Below are 20,269 nucleotides of genomic sequence, written 5' to 3' on the forward strand. Positions count from 1 at the left end.
GCCGGAGCGGTCAGACCTCGCGGACCTCGAAGGAGTCCAGGACGAACTCCGGCCCCCACCCGTCGGCGGTCTTGCGCAGGCCCACCCACGCCTCGCCCTCCGCCGGGGCGGTGAACTCGTACTCCCAGAGCGTCGGCGAGGTCGCGACCGGGACCGGGGCGCGGTCGGTCTCGCGGTCGTCCACGCCGGTGATCCAGGCGTACTGGCCGGCGGTCTCGTTCTCGTACCGGAAGCTCACCCGGTACCGCTTGCCCGGCTCGAAGCGGACCAGGTGCTGGACGGTGCGGTAGACCAGGCCCTCGTTCTCGCCGCGCGACTTCAGCGACTCGGTGCCGTCGATGACGTCGTCGATCGCCTTGCCGTTCCAGCCGCGCTGGGTGAAGGGGGCGTGGCGCTGGGCGATATGGGTGCGCGGGTCGGTGGCGCCGCCCGCGTCGCCCTTGACGAAGACGCCCCAGCCCTGGGGGACGTTCTCGAAGTTCTCGTACGCGACCGTGCCCGCCTTGCGGGTCTCGCGGCCCGCGACGACCCGGACATTGTCGAAGCGGACCCGGGCCTCGCCCGCCGCCGCGCGCAGGGTGAGGGTGACCGGGCCGCCGCCCTCGGGGACGGTGAACCAGGTGAACATCCGCTGGAAGCGGGTGCCGTGCTTGCGGTCGGCGGCGACATGGTTGCCGGCCGTGGAGATGTCCGTCCAGTTGGCGGCGGTGACACCGTCCGAGGTGCGGACCTCCAGGCTGGCACGGCGGCGTTCGCCGGCCCGCTCGCCGATCTCCACCTGTACGGAGGCGGCGTACGTGCCCGGCTTGAGGCGGGCGAGCCGCTGGCCGGCCGAGGCCGCCGCGCCGCCCGCGATGACGAGCTCGTAGTCGCCGATCGCGCTCAGCTCGACCGAGGCGGGGCCGCTGACCCGCCAGCCCTCCAGGGAGCCGGAGTTGAAGCCGGGGTCGTGGAGGGGGGTGCCCTCGCCCCACTCGGGGTCGGGTGCGGTGCGGACCCGGTTGCGGAGGACGACGTAGGGCTGATCGGCCTCGGCGTCGATCGTGATCCGGCCGCCGGAGCGGACGGCGAGACCGCGCACATGGACCCGGCCCTGGTCGGTGAGGCGGTAGAGCTCCACCTTCGACTCGCCGCGCCAGCCGCGCGGCAGCTCCCAGGTGGTGGCGCCGCCCGCCGGGTTGTAGTGGTAGAGCTTCGGCGGGTTGGCCGCCCGGCGCGGCTCCCAGGGGAGGAGATACTTCCCGCCCTCGTACACCGTGCGGCCGTCGGTGGTGATCGTGCGGGTGCCGTCGGCGTCGCTGACCGAGGTGGGGCCGAAGAAGGTGATCTCGTGGTCGGACCAGGTCTTGATCGGGTGGGCCTGGAGGTACTTGGCGGGGAGCGATTCGGTCCAGATCAGCCGGTAGAAGACGTTCCAGTCGGTCTTGCCGACCCAGCCCTCGAAATTCCCCGTGCGCGGGATGCCGAGCAGGGTGGGCCACTTGTCGGCGAAGACGTCCTTCTGGTGGTTGCGGATGAAGCGGATCAGCTGGGAGTTGATGCCGCGCGCGGTGTCGCCGCCGTAGTCGATCTCGGTGGCCCAGTGGGCCCAGAGGGCGGAGCGCTCCAGGCCGTGGCCCCATTCGGTGGTGATCTGCCAGCCCTGCTCGCGCAGTGCGCGCTGGAGCCGGTCCGAGGTCCAGCCGGACTCGCGGAAGACATCGATGTAGAGCATGTTGAGGCCGGGGTGGGTCTCGGCCCGCAGATCGGCGAAGCGCTTGATGATGTCGCCGCTGACGAGGTCGCGCCGCTGGTCGATGCGGTACGACTGGTCGAGCCAGTCCCACTGCTTGTTGTTCTTGTCGACCAGGGTCTCGGAGAAGGAGTTGGCGACCGGATACGACTCGGTGGCATTGACATGAACGCCGAAGTCGCTGTTCCACTTGCGGCCCTCGCGGAGGAGGAAGTTGAGGTCGGTGAGGCCGCCGGCCCGCTTGTTGGTGTTGCCCGCGTAGTCGGGGTGGGCGGAGTCGTGGCCCTCCGACTGGTACCCCTTGAGCAGGGTGTACTGGCGGAGCCCGTCCGTGGCCAGCGAGATCCGCTTGACCTGGTCGAGGGTGGCGAGGAAGGGGTTGGTGGCCTGCGAGGCGAAGTTGAAGGGGATGTGCGGGACCACCCGCAGATGCTGTTCGTCGGCGCCGAGCGGGGTCACCATGATGTCGCGGAAGGCGATGGCGGCGTCCTGCCAGTCGACGACGCCGTCGCCGTTGCGGTCGCCGGTGATGACGACGGTGGCGTACGGGAGCGGCTCGGTCTGGCCGGTCGCGGCGGTCTCGGCGCGGTGGGTCCACTGGCCGGGGACGAGCTGGGCCTTGACGTAGCCGTCCCCGGCGACGGTCTGGCGGAAGAGGCGGCCGTTGTCCCAGGTGGTTCCGGCGGCGCTGGTGGGCTTGTCCCAGACGGTGTTGGTCTCGACGGCTCCGCCGAGGCCGTCGTGGGCGACGACGGCGTAGGCGCAGCCGACCGGATTGGCCTGGGCCGGGGTGTCGGCGGTGACCCTGACGAGGGTGTCGCCGTCGGCCGCCTTGTCGATGTGGATCCGGGCCGCGAGCAGGGTGGCGTTCGGCTGGTCGCTGCGGACCGAGAGCAGTGCCAGGCCCGGTATCTGGAGGGTGCCGACGCGCAGGGCGCCGGTGTCGGCGATGCGGGTGACCCGCCAGTGCACCCGCCGGCCGTCGACCCGGATCTCGATGTCGATCCGGGTGGGGCCGAAGGAGAGGGTGTAGGCGATCCGGTCGCGGCGGCTCCTGGCGGTGACCTTCTCCGGGGTGCGGGCGACGGAGTCGATCAGTACGGAGGTGACCGGCTCCTCCTGCCCGTGGAGCTTCGCGCCGGTGTCGCGGTCGGTGTACGAGACGATGCGCGGGAAGCCGCTGTCGACGCGGACTTCGAGGTCGGACGAGCGCAGTACGGTCTCGCCCCGCTCGGCGGCGAGCGCGGGCGCCGAGGTGCCGATGGCGGCGGTCGCGCCGGCCAGGGCGGTCACGGCCACGACGGTTCTGCGGCTGGGTCCGGGCTCTGCTGCTTGCACGCTCGTCCTCCTCATTGATGACGGTGGGTGTAGTCGTCAATCTGAGCGGGGGAGGCGGTGCTCGCCCATGGACAAAGCGGGGAGAGGTGTTGGACTAACCGTCCGGGGCGCGCGGCGGGCGGGTGCCGCGCCCCTGGTCCGGCGCGCGAGAAGGCGCCCGGTTGCCCGCGCGCGCGACGGCGCCCGGCCGGTGTGGGCCGGGCGCCGCTCATGGGTGTTTCGCGTGCCGCGGGGTGGTGTCACGCGCCGTACGGGCGGGGATGCGGGGTCACACCCGTACCGCGCGGGACGCCCCGGGCGGGGTGGCTACAGCCCGGCCGCGGCGGAGGTGATCTGCGCGGCGAAGTGCGAGACCTGGGTGTAGACACCGGGCAGGTTCGGGCGGGCGCAGCCCTCGCCCCAGCTCACGATGCCGACCTGGATCCAGGCACCGGCGTTGTCACGGCGGAACATGGGGCCGCCGGAGTCGCCCTGGCAGGTGTCGACACCGCCCTGCGGCAGGCCGGCGCAGATCTCCTCGGCGGCGACCAGGCTCGGGTAGGAGGACCGGCACGAGGCGTCGGAGACGAACGGGACGGTCGCCTTGAGCAGGTAGCGCTGCTGCGCACCGCCCTCACGCGCGGCGCCCCAGCCCGCGACGGTGAAGGTGCCGCTGTCGAACGCCGTCGTGTTGGCGATCTTCAGCGTGGGGAGGTTGATGGGCTGGGCGAGCTTGATCAGCGCCCAGTCCTTGCCCGTGCCGTTGTAGCCGGGGGCCTGGAGAACCTTGGTGGAGCGGACCCGTATCGCGCTGGGGCTCTGGAGGTCCACGACTCCGGCGGTGGCGGTGATGCTGGTGTTGTTGCCGGAGCCGCTCACACAGTGGGCGGCGGTGAGGACGATCTGCTGGGTGAGCAGGGAGCCGCCACAGCCCATGGAGAGCCGGACCATGAAGGGGAATTCACCCTGGGCCGCGCGGACACCGCCGACGACCGGCGGCGGGGCGGCGAAGGCCGAGGTGGGCTGGAGACTGACGGCGGCGAGCAGCACGGCTCCGGCGGCGACGGTTCTCTTCAGCGTACGGAGAAGGTTCAACGGCCTGCCTCTCGTGGGGGGTTGAGAAGGTTTTCGCAAATCGGGACATGGACAGCGGAAGCTCCTTCGAAAGCCCCGGCTGACATGAGCCCGACAAAGCGATGATCCGGATTATGCGGAGGTGCGGAGCGCGCCACAAGGCATTGATTTCGGCCAGAGTTCCCGCGTGTTCACGTATCGCGCGGACGTGTGTGGCATGTGCGAACTCCCGGTTAACGGGGTGCGGATGGCCTGCGGAGGCGGTACGGACACGGTGTGCGCGGCCCGCCACACCTTCCGCACATTCCGCTCGGCGGGGCGGGGCCGGGAGAGCGGGGCGCGGCGCCCCGTCCCCGTAGAGTTGAGGCGGGCCCGCGAGCGCAGGGGGGTACGGAGCGTGGTGGCGAGGAGCGATGCGGTCGTCCACGGATTCCCGCATCTGGAGACCGTGCGGGCGGCGATCACCGCGCTGTACCGGCGGCTCTCGCCCGAAGGGGTCCGGGCATATGCGCCCAGCGTGCTGCCCTCCGATGTCTCCTTCGGCGCCGAGGACGATCTCCACTTGGGCGCCCAGCGGGTGGCCCGCGCGCTCGTGCACCATCTGCGGCTGCCCGACGCCCGGATGATCGTGGGATTCCGGGAGATGGAACACGCGGCGACCGTCGAGCTGACCGCCGGGCCGGAGTATTTCATCGAGCTCAACGACCGCTTCCGCAGGCACCGGAGGGACATCGGCGCGGCACTCGCCCACGAGATCACCCATGTGCTGCTGCACCGGCTGGATCTTCACTTCCCCGGCACCCGGGACAACGAGATCCTGACCGACACCGCGACCACCTATCTGGGCGCGGGATGGCTGCTGCTCGACGCCTTCCGGGAGGACCGGGTGTCCAGCCAGAAGCTGGGCTATCTCACTCCCGAGGAGTTCGGGTACGTCCTGGCCAAGCGGGCGCTGGCCTTCGACGAGGACCCCTCGCCCTGGTTCACCAGCCCGCAGGGGTACACCGCGTACACCAAGGGCCGGGCGCAGGCCCTGCGCGACGCCCGGCAGCCGCCGCTGACCACGGCCGGGTGGGCGGCGCGGCACCGGTACGCCAAGGAACGGCGGCAGGCGTACGGGAGCGGGACGCCCGCTTCCGCCGGCGCCGGGCAGGGGCGGACGGCCGGTCCGGGGCCGCTGGAGCGGCACTCGGCCGAGCCCGGTCACCGCTTCGAGAGCGGACGGAACGGCCCGGCTGTCTCATTTCCGTGCCCCACCTGCCATCAGCGGGTCCGGCTGCCGGTACAGGGGCGGGTGCGGGCGCGGTGCGGGCTCTGCCGGACGATCATCGAGTGCGACACCTGACAAACGGGCCCCTCCCCCGGGTGAGTGCCGATATCGGGTGCGCCGGGTGACCGGAATGCCTACCCTCCGGGGTATGGGAACGGAACCGGTGGACGGCTCGTCCGCGCTCTTCGGCGCGGTGCTCGGCGGCGACGCGGAGTCGGTGGCACGGCTGTTGGGGGCGGGGGCTCCGGCGGACGGGACCGACGAGGACGGGCGGACCGTACTCCATCTGGCCTCGGCGCACGGCGAACCCGCCATCGTGGAGCTGCTGCTGGCGGCGGGCGCCGATCCGGGGCACGGCGATGAGCTGCCGCTCTGCGGGGCCGCGGTGTGGGGTCACGAGCAGGTGGTGCGCGCCCTGCTGGCGGCGGGCGCGGATCCGGACGCCCGGGAGGAGTTCGGCGACACCGCCCTCTCCCTGGCGGTGAGCGGCGGCCGGACGGCGGCGGTCCGCGCCCTGCTGGCGGGCGGCGCCGATCCCGCCCTCCCCGACGGCCGGGGCACGGCCCCGCTGGTGCTCGCGGCGCGCCGGGGTTCGCCGGCCGCGGTCCGGGAGCTGCTGCCGGGAGCGGACCGGGCCTCGGTGACGGCGGCGCTGGCGGAGGCGCGGAGGTGGGCGGGGCGCGACATCGCGGAGGCGCTGCGGGCGGAGCTGACCCGGGCGTACGGCGAGGAGGCCGCCCGGGAGCCGGCGGTCCGCCGCTTCGAGCGGGAGGGGGAGGCCGTCGTCACCGTCGAACTGCTGCGGGGCGGTGCGCCGTTCGCGGGCGCCGAGCGGGGGACGGGGCACGGGGAGATCGCGGCGGTGCTGGAGGGGGCGGCGGCGACCCGCGCCCCGGCGGAGTAGCGGCCGGCGGCGGCCCGGCACGGCACCGCGCGTCATGGCCCGGCACGGCAGCACGGCGGTCCCCGGGGTCACCCCAACGGGGAGTCCGAACACTCTTCCCGGCCGCTCGCTTTCTGCCTCGTCGCCGCAGTGGACCTCCGCGCCGGGCCCGCGGGGCCGTCCGGAGCGGTCGTTCCGGACGTGCCGATCCCGGCAGAATGAGCGGCATGACGACTACCGTAGGCACATCGACCGTCACTCCTCGTACATTGTGGACCCTCTTCGAGCCGCTCCACTCCGTCACCTATTTCGCCCCCGAGGCCACCGGCGCCTTCGAGGAAGCCGGCCTGGACGGCTTCTGGAACGGCTACTTCGCCGGCCGGGCCGCGCCGCTGGGCGCGGTGGGCGCGGGGGCCGTGACGGGGGCGTTCTGCTCGTACGCGCCCTCCATGGTCGCGGAGGCCGTACCCGCCGTCTGGGAGGTGGTCACCCCGGCCGAGGCGCTGGATGTGCGCCGCCGGGGCGCCCGGGCCGCGCTCGCCAGGCTGCTGACCGGCCTTGAGGCCGAGGCGGCGCTGGCGGGTGAGCTGCTGGCCCCGGCGGCGAGCGCCCCGGACTGCGCGGGCCGTTCCCTCGCGGCGGCCAACGCGGCACTGCTCTGGCCCGAGGACCCGCTGGAGCGGCTCTGGCATGCGGCGACGGTACTGCGGGAGCACCGGGGCGACGGCTATGTGGCGGCTCAGGTCGCCGCGGATCTCGACGGCTGCGAGATCCTGGTGCTGCGGGCCGGTATCGATCTGCCGCGCGGTGAACTCCAGCCGTACCGGGGCTGGTCGGACGAGGAGTGGGCGGCGGCCGGGCGGCGGCTGGCCGGCCGGGGGCTGCTGGACGCGGACGGCCGGGCCACCGCGCACGGGCTGCGCACCCATACGGAGATCGAGGAGGCGACGGAGCTCGCCGCCGCCCGCCCCTGGGCCGGCACCGACCTGGCGCCGCTGGCCGGGGCGCTGCTCCCGCTGGCCCGGGCCGCGGCGCGGGTGCTGCGCTTCCCCAATCCGATGGGGCTGCCGGACGGCACGGCCGGCTGATCCCCGGCCGGTCTCCCCCACCGGCCTCCCTGCCGGTCGCCCTGCCGGACGGGGGAGGCCGGACGGAGCCCCCTCGGTGCCGTCCGGCGATCGTCACCCCGGCCCGGCCGCTGCCGGGCATCCCGGGGACACCGGCCGTCCGCCGCGCCGTGCTCCCGGCACGGGGCCGCCGGATACGGGGCGGATCCACAACCCGGGTCAGATCACATACGGCGGCGGACGACCCCGGCCCGCGCCCCCGGGCATCAGCCGCGGCGGCGGCGGACCACCGTCCCCGTACCCGGGTGCCAGGACCGTACGACCAGCTCATCGCCCTCCACCGAGGTCCGCACCACATCGGACGGCTCGACCCGGAAGACATGGAACGGCTCCGGGTGGCCGATCGCCTCCGCGAACCGGGTGAGCTCGGCCGGGTCGGTCAGCTCCACCGCCCGGCCGGAGATCTTGACGTCGCCGCCGTCCATCGTGGTGCCCTCCCCCGGATTGGCGTGGAGCGCGAAGCGCGGATCCCGCCGCAGGTCGAGCGCCTTGAGGGAGCCCGGCATCATGCCGAACCAGAGCCCGCCGTCCCGGAAGATCACTTCGAGCCCGGTCACCCGCGGCGATCCGTCCCTGCGGAGGGTGGCGAGCACATGGTGGCGGTACTTCTCGAAGCGCTGCCGCACGGTGTCGGCGAATTCGGGATCGGCGGTGCGGAAGTCGTCCCACGTGGTTCCTGTGGAGGTCATGAGCGCATCGAATCATTCAATCCGGACATCTTCTGTCTGGATTGAGCGGCACCGGGCGAGGAATCCGGGGCGGGCCGCCGCCGGACGGGATATCCGGCGGCGAAAGTGCTGTCCTGGAGTGGTGGGCAGGGGCCGCCGCCGGGCGGTGGGGCGGGTGCTCGGGGCCCACCGCTGGAGGAGGATCCCATGGCGATCTTCATGCATGCCACACTCCCGGGCGTGTCGACCTCGATGTACGAGGCGCTCAACGCCGAATTGCAGGCGCTTCCCGGTGACACCTTCGCCGGCTGCCTCAGCCATGTCTGTGTGCCGTCCGGTACGGGGATCGAGGTCTTCGATCTCTGGGAGTCCCAGGAGGCGATGGACACCTTCGGCGCCGTGATGATGCCGGTGGCCGAACGGCTGGAATGGCCCCTCGCCCAGCCACCGGAGGTGCGGGAGGTCCACCGTTTCTGGATCCCGGGCGCCTGACACACCGGCGCCCCGGCCCCGTGCCCGTACCCCCCGGCGTCCTCAGTGGACGATGCGCTGAGCCCGCGCCGCCGCGAGCCACCTCGGGAACTCGCCCACCAGCCGGTCGTACAGATCCGCGTCCGGGACCCGGCGCGGGTCGAGGCCGGCGTGGAAGAAGCCCGCGTTGTCGATCGGGCGCTTGTCCGGCACCGCCAGCTCGTCCAGCTTGCGCAGGAAGTCGAACTGCCTGCTGCCCCGGTCGCCGAAGCCGATGAACTGCCAGAACAGCGGCAGCCGGGCGGACTTGCAGAGATACCGCTCGGCGGCGAGTTTGTTGATCGGGCCGCCGTCGGTCTGGAAGACGACGAGGGCGGGGACGGCCGCGCCGCGCCGCGCGCAGTGTTCCAGATGGAGATCTATCACCGCGTCCATGGCCAGGTGATAACTGGTCTTGCCCATGTGCCCGAGGCCCGCGGCGATGGCGGCGACCCGCCCCCGGTGGTTCTCCAGGGCGATATCGGTGACCGCGTCGACATCGGTGGAGAAGAAGACCACCGGCACCACCCCGTCGTCGTCGAGATGGGCCGAGAGACCGAGCACCCGGTCGGCGAGCGCCTGCACACTGCCGTCCTTGTAGTACTCGCGCATCGAACCCGAGTAGTCGATCACCAGATAGACGGCGGCGCGCCCGCCCTCCATGTTGTGCTTGCGCAGCGAGACCCCGGCCGACTTGTAGAGGTTCACCAGCGCGGGCGCGCGCTCCTCCACCTTGCGGAGGCTGATCGCCGGGCCCTGGCCGGTGAAGGAGATGGCGGCGGGCGGGGCGGAGAAGCCCGCCGGCGGACCGGCGAAGGGAGGGTGGGACATGGCGCGGCTCGCTTCCGTGCGGTGCCGACCGGTCCGGCCGCCGGGCGGGCGCGCGGCGCGGACCGGCGCGAAGGCCGCCCCCGGCGCCGACTTCCGCACACCGGACCCGGCCTGACGGTTCGACACTTTCGACATTTCCGCCGAGATTACGTCACGCGCCCGTTATCACGACTTGACCTCAACCAAACTTGAGGGTCAATCGTGGAGCACATGACACCACGACGCCGCCTCTCCCGGCAGACGCTGACCCTGCTGATCGTGCTCCTCGGCTACTTCACCCTCCCCATGGGCATGACCGGCACCTCGGTCGCCCTCCCCGACATCGGCCGCGATCTCAACGCCTCGGGAGCCTCCCTCCAGTGGGTGGTCACCGGCTATGTGCTCGCCGCCTCGGCCGTACTGCTCGTCGCCGGTTCGCTGGGCGACCTCTTCGGACGCCGGAAGATCTACACCACAGGGATCTCGCTCTACGCGGCCGGCACGCTCACCGCCGCCGCCGGCGGGCACATCCTGGTCCTCGACATCGCCCGGACGGTGGCCGGGGTCGGCGGCGCCGCGGTGATGGCGGGCGGGGTCGCCATCCTCGCCGGCCTCTTCGACGGACCGGCCAGGACCAGGGCCTTCGCCCTCGTCGGCACCACCGTCGGCGTCGGCATCGCCATCGGTCCCACCCTCTCGGGGTGGCTGGTGGGGATCTTCGGCTGGCGCGCGAGCTTTCTGCTCTTCGGCGCCGCGGGGGTGCTGATCCTGCTGGGCACCCGGCTGATCCCGGAGTCCAGGGCGGCAGAGCGGCCCCGGGTGGACCGCCCCGGGGTGGCCACCTTCATCGCGGGTCTGGTGCTGGTGATGTTCGCGGTCACCCAGGGCGGGCAGGCGGGCTGGACCAGCGCCATGGTGCTGGGGCCGCTGGCCGCCGGAGCCGCGCTGCTGATCGTCTTCGTCGGCGTGGAGCGGCGCAGTGATCACCCCGTGCTCGATCTCTCCCTGGTCCGCGACCGGATGTTCTCGGGCTGGCTGACCGGCGCGATGTTCATCTCGCTGGGGGCCACCGGGGTGCTGACCTTCTTCCCGACCTATCTCCAGGGCACGGGCGGGCTCACGGCCGGCGAGGCCGGGCTGATCATGCTGCTGGCGACCGCGCCGGTCTTCGTCTTCCCCACGGTGGGCGGCCGGCTGATCGCCCGGGGGCTGCCGCCGCGGACCCTGATCGTGCTGGCCCTGGTGATCTCGGCGGCCGGAAACCTCTGGCTGGCACTGGCGCTCGCCCCGGACGCCGGAGCGCTGCGGCTGGCCGGGCCGCTGATCCTGATGGGGATCGGCAACGGCCTGGGACTCGGCCAGATCGAGGCACAGGCACTGAGCGCCGTCACTCCCGAGCGGGTGGGCATCGCCTCGGGGCTGCTCAGCACGGCACGCGGCGGCGCGGGGGCGCTGGTGCTGGCCGGGTTCGGGGCGGCGCTGATGACCCTGGTGGAGGGCTCGCTGGGCAACCGTGAGCTGGCGGACCGGGTGACCACCGGCCGCAGTGCCGAGACCGCCGGGGAGTTCACCGACGCCTGGCAGCTGATCTCGCTGGTCATCGCAGTGGCGCTGACGCTGGCGGCGGTACTGGTCCACCGGATGCTGCGCCCCCGGGACGGGTCCGCGGAGCCGGCGGCGGTCAGTGCCCCGGAACCGGCGGCGGCCGGTGCCCCGGAGCCGGCGGCCGGCCCGCTGCCGGAGCGCGTGGCGGCCCGGTGAGCGGGGCGCTCCGGCTGGAGCGCGAGCCGGCGGAGTGGCCGCCGGCGGAGAAGGCGGAACGGCGCCTGCCCATGGTCCTGGTCGGGGCTGGGGCAGGCGCCGTTCTCAGTTCCGTACGCCGTTGTACGGGACGTCTGTGTGGCGGGCCGTGCGATGCAGGGCCCTGCCCACAAGCGTACGGGACCGCGGGCCGTGCGCGTACCGGCGGTACGCGACCGGCTCGCGGTCCCGGTGCCGGGTCAGACGGTCAGCGCGCGGTCCGTCGGGCGGATCGGGGCGGGCAGCTCGCTCGAACCGGTCAGATAGCGGTCCACACCGCGCGCCGCCGAACGGCCCTCGGCGATGGCCCACACGATCAGCGACTGGCCGCGCCCGGCGTCACCGGCCACGTACACACCGTCGACATTGGTCGCGTACTCGCCGTCCCGGGCGATGTTCCCGCGGGCGTCCAGCTCCAGGCCGAACTGCTCGACCAGGCCGTTGGACCGGTCCGTGCCCGTGAAGCCCATCGCGAGGGTGACCAGCTGGGCGGGGAGCACCCGCTCGGTGCCGGGCTTCTGCTCGATCCTCCCGTCCTTGAACTCCACCTCGATCAGGTGCAGCGCCTGGACGCGGCCCTCCTCGTCGCCCTCGAAGTGGGTCGTCGAGACGGAGTAGACCCGCTCGGCGCCCTCCTCGTGGGCGGAGGTGACCTTGTAGAGCATCGGGAAGGTGGGCCAGGGCTGGCCCGCGCTCCGCTCGTCGCCCGGGCGGGGCATGATCTCCAGCTGGGTGACGGAGAGAGCGCTCTGGCGGTTGGCGGTGCCCACGCAGTCGGCGCCGGTGTCGCCACCGCCGATGACCACCACATGCTTGCCCTCGGCGGTGATCGGCGGGCTGACGAAGTCGCCCTCGCACACCTTGTTGGCGAGCGGCAGGTACTCCATCGCGTAGTGGATGCCCTTGAGGTCACGGCCGGGGACCGGCAGATCGCGGGAGACCGTGGCACCGGCCGCGATGACGACCGCGTCGTAACGGCGGCGCAGCTGGGCGGCGTCGATGTCGCGGCCGATCTCGACCTCGGTGCGGAACTTGGTGCCCTCCGCGCGCATCTGCTCGATGCGCCGGTTGATGTGCACCTTCTCCATCTTGAACTCGGGGATGCCGTAGCGGAGCAGTCCGCCGATCCGGTCGGCGCGCTCGAAGACGGCGACGGTGTGACCGGCCCGGGTCAGCTGCTGGGCGGCGGCGAGACCGGCCGGGCCGGAGCCGATGACGGCGACGGTCTTGCCGGAGAGCCGGTCCGGGGGCTGCGGGGTGACATCGCCGGAGTCCCATGCCCTGTCGATGATGGAGACTTCGACATTCTTGATGGTGACGGCCGGCTGGTTGATGCCGAGGACACACGCCGCCTCACAGGGCGCGGGGCAGAGCCGCCCGGTGAACTCGGGGAAGTTGTTGGTGGCGTGCAGCCGCTCGGAGGCGGCGGACCAGTCCTCCCGGTAGGCGTAGTCGTTCCACTCGGGGATGAGGTTCCCGAGCGGGCAGCCGTTGTGGCAGAACGGGATGCCGCAGTCCATGCAGCGGCCGGCCTGCTTGCTGATGATCGGCAGCAGGGAGCCGGGGACGTACACCTCGTTCCAGTCCCGCAGCCGCTCGGTGACGGGGCGGGTCTGCGCGACCTCGCGCCCGTGGGTCAGGAAGCCCTTGGGGTCAGCCATTGATCGCCGCCTCCATCATCTTCTCGGTGGTCTCCTGCTCGGAGAGACCGGCGAGCTCAGCGGCGTCCTTGGCGGCGAGCACTGCCTTGTACGTGGTCGGGATGATCTTGCTGAAACGCTCGGCGCTCGCGGGCCAGTCGGCGAGCAGCTTCTCGGCGACGGTGGACGCCGTCTCCTCGTGGTGGCGGCGCACGACATCGTGCAGCCACTCCCGGTCGGTGTCGTTCAGGGGTTCGATCGCGCCGAGGTTGCCGGGGTTGACGTTGTCCCGGTCGAGGTCGATCAGATAGGCGACGCCGCCGGACATGCCGGCCGCGAAGTTGCGTCCGGTCTCGCCGAGGACGACCGCCCGGCCGCCGGTCATGTACTCGCAGCCGTGGTCTCCCACGCCCTCCGAGACGACCAGGGCGCCGGAGTTGCGGACGCAGAAGCGCTCGCCGGTCCGGCCGCGGAGAAAGAGCTCGCCGCCGGTGGCACCGTAGGCGATGGTGTTGCCCGCGATGGTGGAGTACTCGGCGAGGTGGTCCGCGCCGCGGTCCGGGCGGACGACGACCCGTCCGCCGGAGAGGCCCTTGCCGACGTAGTCATTGGCGTCGCCCTCCAGCCGGAGGGTGACTCCGGCGGGGAGGAAGGCGCCGAAGGACTGTCCCGCCGACCCGGTGAAGGTGAGGTCGATGGTGTTCTCGGGCAGGCCCGCGCCGCCGAAGCGGCGGGTCACCTCGTGACCGAGCATGGTGCCCACGGTCCGGTTGATGTTGCGGACCGCGATCTGCGCGCGGACCGGCTGGGCGGTCTCGGCGGACTCGGCGTGCAGCGCGTCGGCGGCCAGCCGGATCAGCTCGTTGTCGAGCGCCTTCGCCAGGCCGTGGTCCTGCTCGATGAGGGCGTGGCGGACCGCGCCGTCGGGCAGCTCGGGCACGTGGAAGAGCGGGGCGAGTTCGAGGCCCTGCGCCTTCCAGTGGTTCTCGGCCCGCTGGGTGTCGAGGAGCTCGGCGTGGCCGACGGCCTCCTGGACGGAGCGGAAGCCGAGCTCGCCGAGGAGTTCGCGGACCTCCTCGGCGATGTACTCGAAGAAGTTGACGACGTACTCGGCCTTGCCGGAGAAGCGGTCCCGCAGGACCGGGTTCTGGGTGGCGATGCCGACCGGGCAGGTGTCCAGATGACAGACGCGCATCATGACGCAGCCGGAGACGACCAGCGGCGCGGTGGCGAAGCAGTACTCCTCGGCACCGAGCAGCGCGGCGATGACGACATCGCGGCCGGTCTTGAGCTGGCCGTCGGTCTGGACGACGATCCGGTCGCGCAGGCCGTTGAGGAGAAGGGTCTGCTGGGTCTCGGCGAGGCCGAGCTCCCAGGGGCCGCCCGCGTGCTTGAGGCTGGTGAGCGGGGAGGCTCCGGTGCCGCCGTCGTGTCCGGAGATGAGGACGACATCGGCGTGCGCCTTGGAGACACCGGCGGCGACCGTGCCGACACCGACCTCGGAGACCAGCTTGACGTGGATCCTCGCCCGCGGGTTGGCGTTCTTCAGATCGTGGATCAGCTGGGCGAGATCCTCGATCGAGTAGATGTCGTGGTGCGGCGGCGGGGAGATCAGGCCGACACCGGGGGTGGAGTGCCGGGTCTTGGCGACCCACGGGTAGACCTTGTGGCCGGGGAGCTGGCCGCCCTCGCCGGGCTTGGCGCCCTGGGCCATCTTGATCTGGATGTCGTCGGCGTTGACCAGGTACTCGCTGGTGACACCGAAGCGGCCGGAGGCGACCTGCTTGATGCTGGAGCGCCGGGCCGGGTCGTACAGGCGCTCCGGGTCCTCGCCGCCCTCACCGGTGTTGGACTTGCCGCCGAGCCGGTTCATGGCGATGGCGAGCGTCTCGTGGGCCTCCTGGGAGATGGACCCGTACGACATGGCGCCGGTGGAGAACCGCTTGACGATCTCGGAGACCGGCTCGACCTCGTCGATGGAGATGGCCTCGCGCCCGCTCTTGAAGCCGAAGAGGCCGCGGAGCGTCATCAGCCGCTCGGACTGCTCGTTCACCCGGTCCGTGTACTGCTTGAAGATGTCGTACCGGCGGTTGCGGGTGGCGTGCTGGAGCCGGAAGACGGTGTCGGGGTCGAAGAGGTGCGGTTCGCCCTCGCGGCGCCACTGGTACTCGCCGCCGATCTCCAGCGCGCGGTGCGCGGAGGCGATGCCGGAGACGGGGTACGCCTTGGTGTGCCGGGCGGCGACCTCCTCGGCGATGATCGCGAGGCCGGCCCCGCCGATCTTGGTCGCGGTGCCGTTGAAGTACTTCTCGACGAAGCCGTCCTCCAGGCCGATGGCCTCGAAGACCTGGGCGCCCCGGTAGGAGGCGACGGTCGAGATGCCCATCTTGGACATGACCTTGAGGACGCCCTTGCCGAGGGCGTGGATCAGATTGCGGATGGCCTGCTCGGGCTCGATGCCCTCGATGAACGTACCGGCGCGGACCAGGTCCTCGACGGACTCCATGGCGAGGTACGGGTTGACCGCGGCGGCGCCGTAGCCGATGAGCAGGGCGACATGGTGGACCTCGCGCACATCGCCGGCCTCGACCAGCAGGCCCACCTGGGTGCGCTGCTTGGTGCGGATGAGGTGGTGGTGGACGGCGGAGGTGAGGAGCAGGGAGGGGATCGGCGCGTGCTCGGCGTCGGAGTGCCGGTCGGAGAGCACGATCAGCCGGGCGCCGCTCTCGATGGCGGTGTCGGCCTCGGCGCAGATGGCGTCGATCCGGGCGGCGAGGGCGTCGCCGCCGCCGCTGACCCGGTAGAGGCCGGAGAGGGTGGCCGCCTTCATCCCGGGCATGTCGCCGTCGGCGTTGATGTGGATGAGCTTGGCGAGCTCGTCGTTGTCGATCACCGGGAAGGGGAGGGTGACACTGCGGCAGGAGGCCGCGGTGGGCTCCAGCACATTGCCGGCCGGGCCGAGGGAGGAGCGCAGGGAGGTGACCAGCTCCTCCCGGATGGCGTCCAGCGGCGGGTTGGTGACCTGCGCGAAGAGCTGGGTGAAGTAGTCGAAGAGCAGCCGGGGGCGGGCCGAGAGGGCCGCGATCGGGGAGTCGGTTCCCATGGAGCCGAGGGGCTCGCCCGCCGTCCTCGCCATCGGCGCGAGGATGACACGCAGCTCCTCCTCCGTGTAACCGAAGGTCTGCTGGCGGCGGGTGACCGAGGCGTGGGTGTGCACGATGTGCTCCCGCTCGGGCAGGTCCTCCAGCTCGATGATCCCGGCGTCCAGCCACTCCTTGTAGGGCTGTTCGGCGGCGAGGGCCGACTTGATCTCGTCGTCCTCGATGATGCGGTGCTCGGCGGTGTCGACCAGGAACATCCGGCCGGGCTGGAGGCGGCCCTTGCGGACCACCTTCGCGGGGTCGATGTCGAGGACGCCGACCTCGGAGGAGAGCACGACCAGGCCGTCGTCGGTGACCCAGTAGCGGCCGGGGCGCAGACCATTGCGGTCGAGCACGGCGCCGACCTGGACACCGTCGGTGAAGGTCACACAGGCCGGGCCGTCCCAGGGCTCCATCTGGGTGGCGTGGTACTGGTAGAACGCGCGCCGGGCCGGGTCCATGGACTCATGGTTCTCCCATGCCTCGGGGACCATCATCAGCACGGCGTGCGGGAGGGAACGGCCGCCGAGGTGGAGCAGTTCCAGCACCTCGTCGAAGGAGGCGGAGTCGGAGGCGTCCGGGGTGCAGACCGGGAAGATCCGCTCCAGGCCCTTGCCGGTGCCCGCGCCGTCGAAGAGCTCGGAGGCGAGCTGGGACTCCCGGGCGCGCATCCAGTTGCGGTTGCCCTTGACCGTGTTGATCTCGCCGTTGTGGGCGACGAAGCGGTACGGGTGGGCCAGCGGCCAGCTCGGGAAGGTGTTGGTGGAGAAGCGGGAGTGGACCAGCGCGATGGCGCTGGCGAGCCGCCGGTCGGAGAGGTCCGGGAAGAAGGGCTCCAGCTGGCCGGTGGTCAGCATGCCCTTGTAGACGATGGTCCGCGCGGAGAGCGACGGGAAGTAGACGCCGGCCTCGCGTTCGGCGCGCTTGCGCAGCACGAAGGCGAGACGGTCCAGGGCGATGCCGGTGCTGGCGTGGTCGGTGACGAAGAGCTGCCGGAAGACGGGCATGGTGACCCGGGCGCCGTTGCCGAGCAGGTCGGGGCTGACGGGGACCTCGCGCCAGCCGAGGACGGTGAGTCCCTCGTCGGCGGCGATGCGCTCGATGTGCGCGGCGGCCTCGTCGGTGCCGGCGGTGGGCAGGAAGGCGATGCCGACGGCGTACGCCCCGGCGGCGGGGAGCTCGAAGCCGCTGACCGCGCGGAGGAAGTCGTCGGGGACCTGGAGCAGGATTCCGGCGCCGTCACCCGAGTCGGGCTCGGATCCGGTGGCACCGCGGTGTTCGAGATTCCGCAGGACGGTCAGCGCCTGCTCCACCAGCGCGTGGCCGGCTACACCGGTGAGGGTGGCCACAAACCCGACGCCGCACGCGTCGTGTTCGTTACGGGGGTCGTACAGCCCCTGGGGGGCGGGGCGACCGTCCATGGGCGACCAGGCGTCGGAACGCATCGGCTCTCCCGTCGTCGTCGAGGCATGTTCAGTGCCGAGGGACGACGTTGGCCCTCTGCGAAATTTCGTGCAGGTTACATGATGGAAGGATTCTCGAAAAGTGGATTTCACATTCCAACATGCGGACACCACACGGGGGTGGCGGCTGGGTCGCCGCCGGGCGGATCGGCATCCGCGGGACCATCGTCGTACGGGCTCCTTTGCCCGCAGCGCCCCCGGCTCATGCCCGGTGGGCGGGGAATCGAAACCGACAGGTCAATGACTAGTTTTGCGGTCTCCCGCATAGTGTCTCACCACATCCGGCCGATTGGCGAGAGAGGGTGCCCTAAGAATCGGCTCGGAAACCTTCCCCGGATTCGGGTTTCGGGCTTCTCCTGATTGGGTTCGAGGCTTCTTCTGATCGATTTGAAGCTTCTTCTGATCGGGTTGAGGGTTTCCCCTGATTCCGGGCCGGGCGCTCCCTGTTTCAGGTCCCGGCTTCCCGTCCGCTTCCGGTCCGGGCGCTCCGCGATCCGGCCCGGGGCGGGGCGGGGGTCGGGCGTACCGGCTCAGAGCACCGCGCCGAGGGCAGTGCCCAGGCCGTATGTCACCGCCGCCGCCACACCGCCCAGCAGCAGCTGCCGGAGCCCGCTGTACCACCAGCTCCGCGCGGTCACCCGGGACACCAGCGCACCGCAGGCGAAGAGCCCGGCCAGGGCGAGGAGCACGGCGGGCCAGAGCACGGCCGCGCCGAACAGATACGGCAGCAGCGGCAGCAGCGCGCCCAGCGCGAAGGACCCGAAGGAGGAGACGGCCGCGACCAGCGGGGAGGGCAGATCGTCCGGGTCGATGCCCAGTTCCTCGCGGGCATGGATCTCCAGCGCCTGCTCGGGATCCCTGGAGAGCTGCATCGCCACCTCACGGGCGAGCGCCGGCTCCACCCCCCGGGCGGCGTAGAGCGCCGCCAGCTCCTCCATCTCGTCGACGGGGTGCTTGCGCAGCTCGCGCCGCTCGACCTCCAGCTCCGCCTGGACGAGCTCGCGCTGCGAGGCGACGGAGGTGTACTCCCCGGCCGCCATGGAGAAGGCACCGGCGGCCAGCCCCGCGAGGCCGGTGATCACCATGGTCTGCTGGGAGACCGCGCCGCCCGCGACTCCCGTCATGAGCGCGAGGTTGGAGACGAGTCCGTCCATCGCCCCGAATACCGCGGGCCGCAACCAGCCTCCGTTGACATCACGGTGGGTGTGGTTGTCCCGGTGCGCCGCATGCAGTGGCGCCCGGGTTTCGACGATGGACACAGCTCTCCCCTTCCCCCGGGGCCGAAATGACCGTCCCGCCCCCTCGAACACCATCGAAAATACGCACCTCGTCATGACCGCGCCAGCAAGGCAGGCCGTACTTACCCGCAGGTCGGCGCGTGTGTCGTGCGGGTGACAGGAAGGTTTCGCCGACTCGTGACGAGCCCGGTGGGGCACAGATGCACGCGTAAGGGCTCGCGCGCGAAAGAGGCCCCGCCCATGGAGTCGACCGCCTTCGGTGCCGCCGGACCGGCGGAGCAGCCGGATCCGTACACCGGTACGGAGCCGGTGCGCCCGGCCGGGCGGCGGGAACGGGCATGCGGGGCGCTGCTCGGGCTGGCGGTGGGGGACGCGCTGGGCGCGCCCGCGGAGAATCTGCGGCCGTCCGAGATCCGCCGCCGCTGGGGGCGCATCGAAGGATTCGTCCGCGACGATCCGGCCGGCACCGATGACACGGAGTACGCGATCTTCTCCGGGCTGCTGCTGGCCCGGCACGGCTCGGCGCTGACCGTGGCCCATGTGGAGAAAGCGTGGCACCACTGGATCGCGGATCTGGACGAGGGCCCGTTCCGGGGCGCCGGTTTCAGCGAGCGGGGCACCCTGGAGAACCTCCGGCGCGGCCTGGCGGCCCCGATCTCGGCACAGCACCGCCACGCCTGGAGCGACGGGCTGGCGATGCGGGCGGCGCCCTTCGGCGTCTTCGCGGCGGGCCGCCCGCTGGAGGCGGCCCGGCTGGTGGCCATCGACGGCACGGTCAGCCATGACGGCGAGGGCATCCACGGGGGCCGGGCGGTCGCCGCGGGAGTGGCGGCGGCGATGGCGGGCGCGGGCCCGGCGGGGGTGATCGGCGCGGCCCTCTCGGTGATCCCCATGGACTCCTGGACGGCGCGCTCGCTGCGCCGGGGGGTGATCGCGGCCCAGCGGGCGTATCCGGACGCGCTCACCAGGGAACGGGCGCTGCGCTCGGCGGTGGTGATCGGCGGCTATCCGTGGACGGACCTCGCCCCGGAGGCGGTGGGGCTGGCGTTCGGCGCGTTCGCGGCGGCGCGCGGGGACTTCCGCGATTCGGTGCTGACGGCGGTGAACATGGGCCGGGACGCGGACACCACGGCCGCGGTGGCGGGTGCTCTGGCGGGCGCGGTCTCCGGCGTCCGGTCGATCCCCGCCGCCTGGGCCTCGGCGATCGGCCCGGTGCGCGGCAGCTGCCTGCCCTCGATGCGCGGCCACCACATCCTGGACATCGCGGACCTGCTGACACCGGACGACGACCCGGGAGCGGCATGGTGACGGAGACACGGCGGGGAGCGGATGTCCTGGCGGACGTCGCGGCCGGCGCGGGCACCTCCACCGTGCCCGGCCCCGTTCACGACCCCGTGCCCGGCCCCGCTCAGGGCACGGGTACGGACACCCCGGCGGCCCCCGCGCCCGGCAGCGGCATCGACGCCCCGCCCGGCACGGACACGGACGTCCCGGCGGAACAACCGGCCGGCGCGGGCGTCGGTGTCCCGGCGATTCACGCGCCCATGACCGGTACGACCGCCCTGCCGGATCACCCGCACGGCGGTCATACAGGCGC

At 72.2% G+C, this 20,269-nt stretch carries 13 protein-coding genes; 6 read left to right on the plus strand and 7 right to left on the minus strand.

Going from position 1 to position 20,269, the window contains the following annotated elements:
• Positions 1-10: 10 nt before the first annotated feature.
• Both AAFN69_RS25400 and AAFN69_RS25405 read right to left on the minus strand, forming a co-directional pair.
• The gene (locus AAFN69_RS25400) at positions 11-3,085 is read right to left on the minus strand and encodes an endo-alpha-N-acetylgalactosaminidase family protein (RefSeq protein WP_347731053.1); all 3,075 of its coding nucleotides are present in this window, start codon (positions 3,083-3,085) and stop codon (positions 11-13) included.
• A gap of 291 nt (positions 3,086-3,376) precedes the next feature.
• Complete coding sequence (locus AAFN69_RS25405; protein ID WP_347731054.1) at positions 3,377-4,144, minus strand: serine protease; 768 nt, start codon at positions 4,142-4,144, stop codon at positions 3,377-3,379.
• Between the two features lie 379 nt (positions 4,145-4,523).
• Here AAFN69_RS25405 and AAFN69_RS25410 point away from each other — a divergent pair, with 379 nt between their 5' ends.
• The 3 genes from AAFN69_RS25410 to AAFN69_RS25420 all read left to right on the plus strand — a co-directional run bounded on the left by AAFN69_RS25410 (position 4,524) and on the right by AAFN69_RS25420 (position 7,364).
• The gene (locus AAFN69_RS25410; protein WP_347731055.1) at positions 4,524-5,468 is read left to right on the plus strand and encodes a hypothetical protein; all 945 of its coding nucleotides are present in this window, start codon (positions 4,524-4,526) and stop codon (positions 5,466-5,468) included.
• A gap of 73 nt (positions 5,469-5,541) precedes the next feature.
• Positions 5,542-6,297 (plus strand): ankyrin repeat domain-containing protein, encoded by a 756-nt coding sequence (locus tag AAFN69_RS25415; protein WP_347731056.1) that lies wholly within the window; start codon positions 5,542-5,544, stop codon positions 6,295-6,297.
• Between the two features lie 206 nt (positions 6,298-6,503).
• Positions 6,504-7,364, plus strand: coding sequence for a hypothetical protein (locus AAFN69_RS25420; RefSeq protein WP_347731057.1), 861 nt, complete (start codon positions 6,504-6,506; stop codon positions 7,362-7,364).
• Between the two features lie 245 nt (positions 7,365-7,609).
• Here AAFN69_RS25420 and AAFN69_RS25425 read toward each other — a convergent pair whose 3' ends face one another.
• Positions 7,610-8,092, minus strand: a complete 483-nt coding sequence (locus tag AAFN69_RS25425; protein WP_347731059.1) for a pyridoxamine 5'-phosphate oxidase family protein — start codon at positions 8,090-8,092, stop codon at positions 7,610-7,612.
• Between the two features lie 186 nt (positions 8,093-8,278).
• Between AAFN69_RS25425 and AAFN69_RS25430 the strand changes: the two genes are divergently transcribed.
• Complete coding sequence (locus AAFN69_RS25430) at positions 8,279-8,563, plus strand: hypothetical protein (RefSeq protein WP_347731060.1); 285 nt, start codon at positions 8,279-8,281, stop codon at positions 8,561-8,563.
• A gap of 42 nt (positions 8,564-8,605) precedes the next feature.
• Here the strand turns inward: AAFN69_RS25430 and AAFN69_RS25435 are convergent, their stop codons facing one another.
• Positions 8,606-9,412 (minus strand): VWA domain-containing protein, encoded by an 807-nt coding sequence (locus AAFN69_RS25435; protein WP_347731061.1) that lies wholly within the window; start codon positions 9,410-9,412, stop codon positions 8,606-8,608.
• A 210-nt stretch (positions 9,413-9,622) separates the two neighbouring features.
• On the opposite strand from AAFN69_RS25435, the gene AAFN69_RS25440 reads away from it, so the two are divergent.
• The gene (locus AAFN69_RS25440) at positions 9,623-11,152 is read left to right on the plus strand and encodes an MFS transporter (protein WP_347731062.1); all 1,530 of its coding nucleotides are present in this window, start codon (positions 9,623-9,625) and stop codon (positions 11,150-11,152) included.
• 239 nt (positions 11,153-11,391) lie between these two features.
• Here the strand turns inward: AAFN69_RS25440 and AAFN69_RS25445 are convergent, their stop codons facing one another.
• The 3 genes from AAFN69_RS25445 to AAFN69_RS25455 all read right to left on the minus strand — a co-directional run bounded on the left by AAFN69_RS25445 (position 11,392) and on the right by AAFN69_RS25455 (position 18,693).
• Positions 11,392-12,852, minus strand: a complete 1,461-nt coding sequence (locus tag AAFN69_RS25445) for a glutamate synthase subunit beta (protein ID WP_347731063.1) — start codon at positions 12,850-12,852, stop codon at positions 11,392-11,394.
• Positions 12,845-17,416, minus strand: a complete 4,572-nt coding sequence (gene gltB, locus AAFN69_RS25450) for a glutamate synthase large subunit (RefSeq protein ID WP_347731064.1) — start codon at positions 17,414-17,416, stop codon at positions 12,845-12,847. The genes AAFN69_RS25445 and gltB overlap by 8 nt, the downstream gene beginning before the upstream one ends.
• A 548-nt stretch (positions 17,417-17,964) precedes the next feature.
• Positions 17,965-18,693, minus strand: a complete 729-nt coding sequence (locus AAFN69_RS25455) for a VIT1/CCC1 transporter family protein (RefSeq protein ID WP_347731065.1) — start codon at positions 18,691-18,693, stop codon at positions 17,965-17,967.
• A 288-nt stretch (positions 18,694-18,981) separates the two neighbouring features.
• Between AAFN69_RS25455 and AAFN69_RS25460 the strand changes: the two genes are divergently transcribed.
• The gene (locus AAFN69_RS25460) at positions 18,982-19,980 is read left to right on the plus strand and encodes an ADP-ribosylglycohydrolase family protein (RefSeq protein ID WP_347731088.1); all 999 of its coding nucleotides are present in this window, start codon (positions 18,982-18,984) and stop codon (positions 19,978-19,980) included.
• Positions 19,981-20,269 lie beyond the last annotated feature (289 nt).

It is taken from the genome of Streptomyces sp. CAU 1734 (assembly GCF_039888735.1).
Lineage (GTDB): Bacteria > Actinomycetota > Actinomycetes > Streptomycetales > Streptomycetaceae > Streptomyces.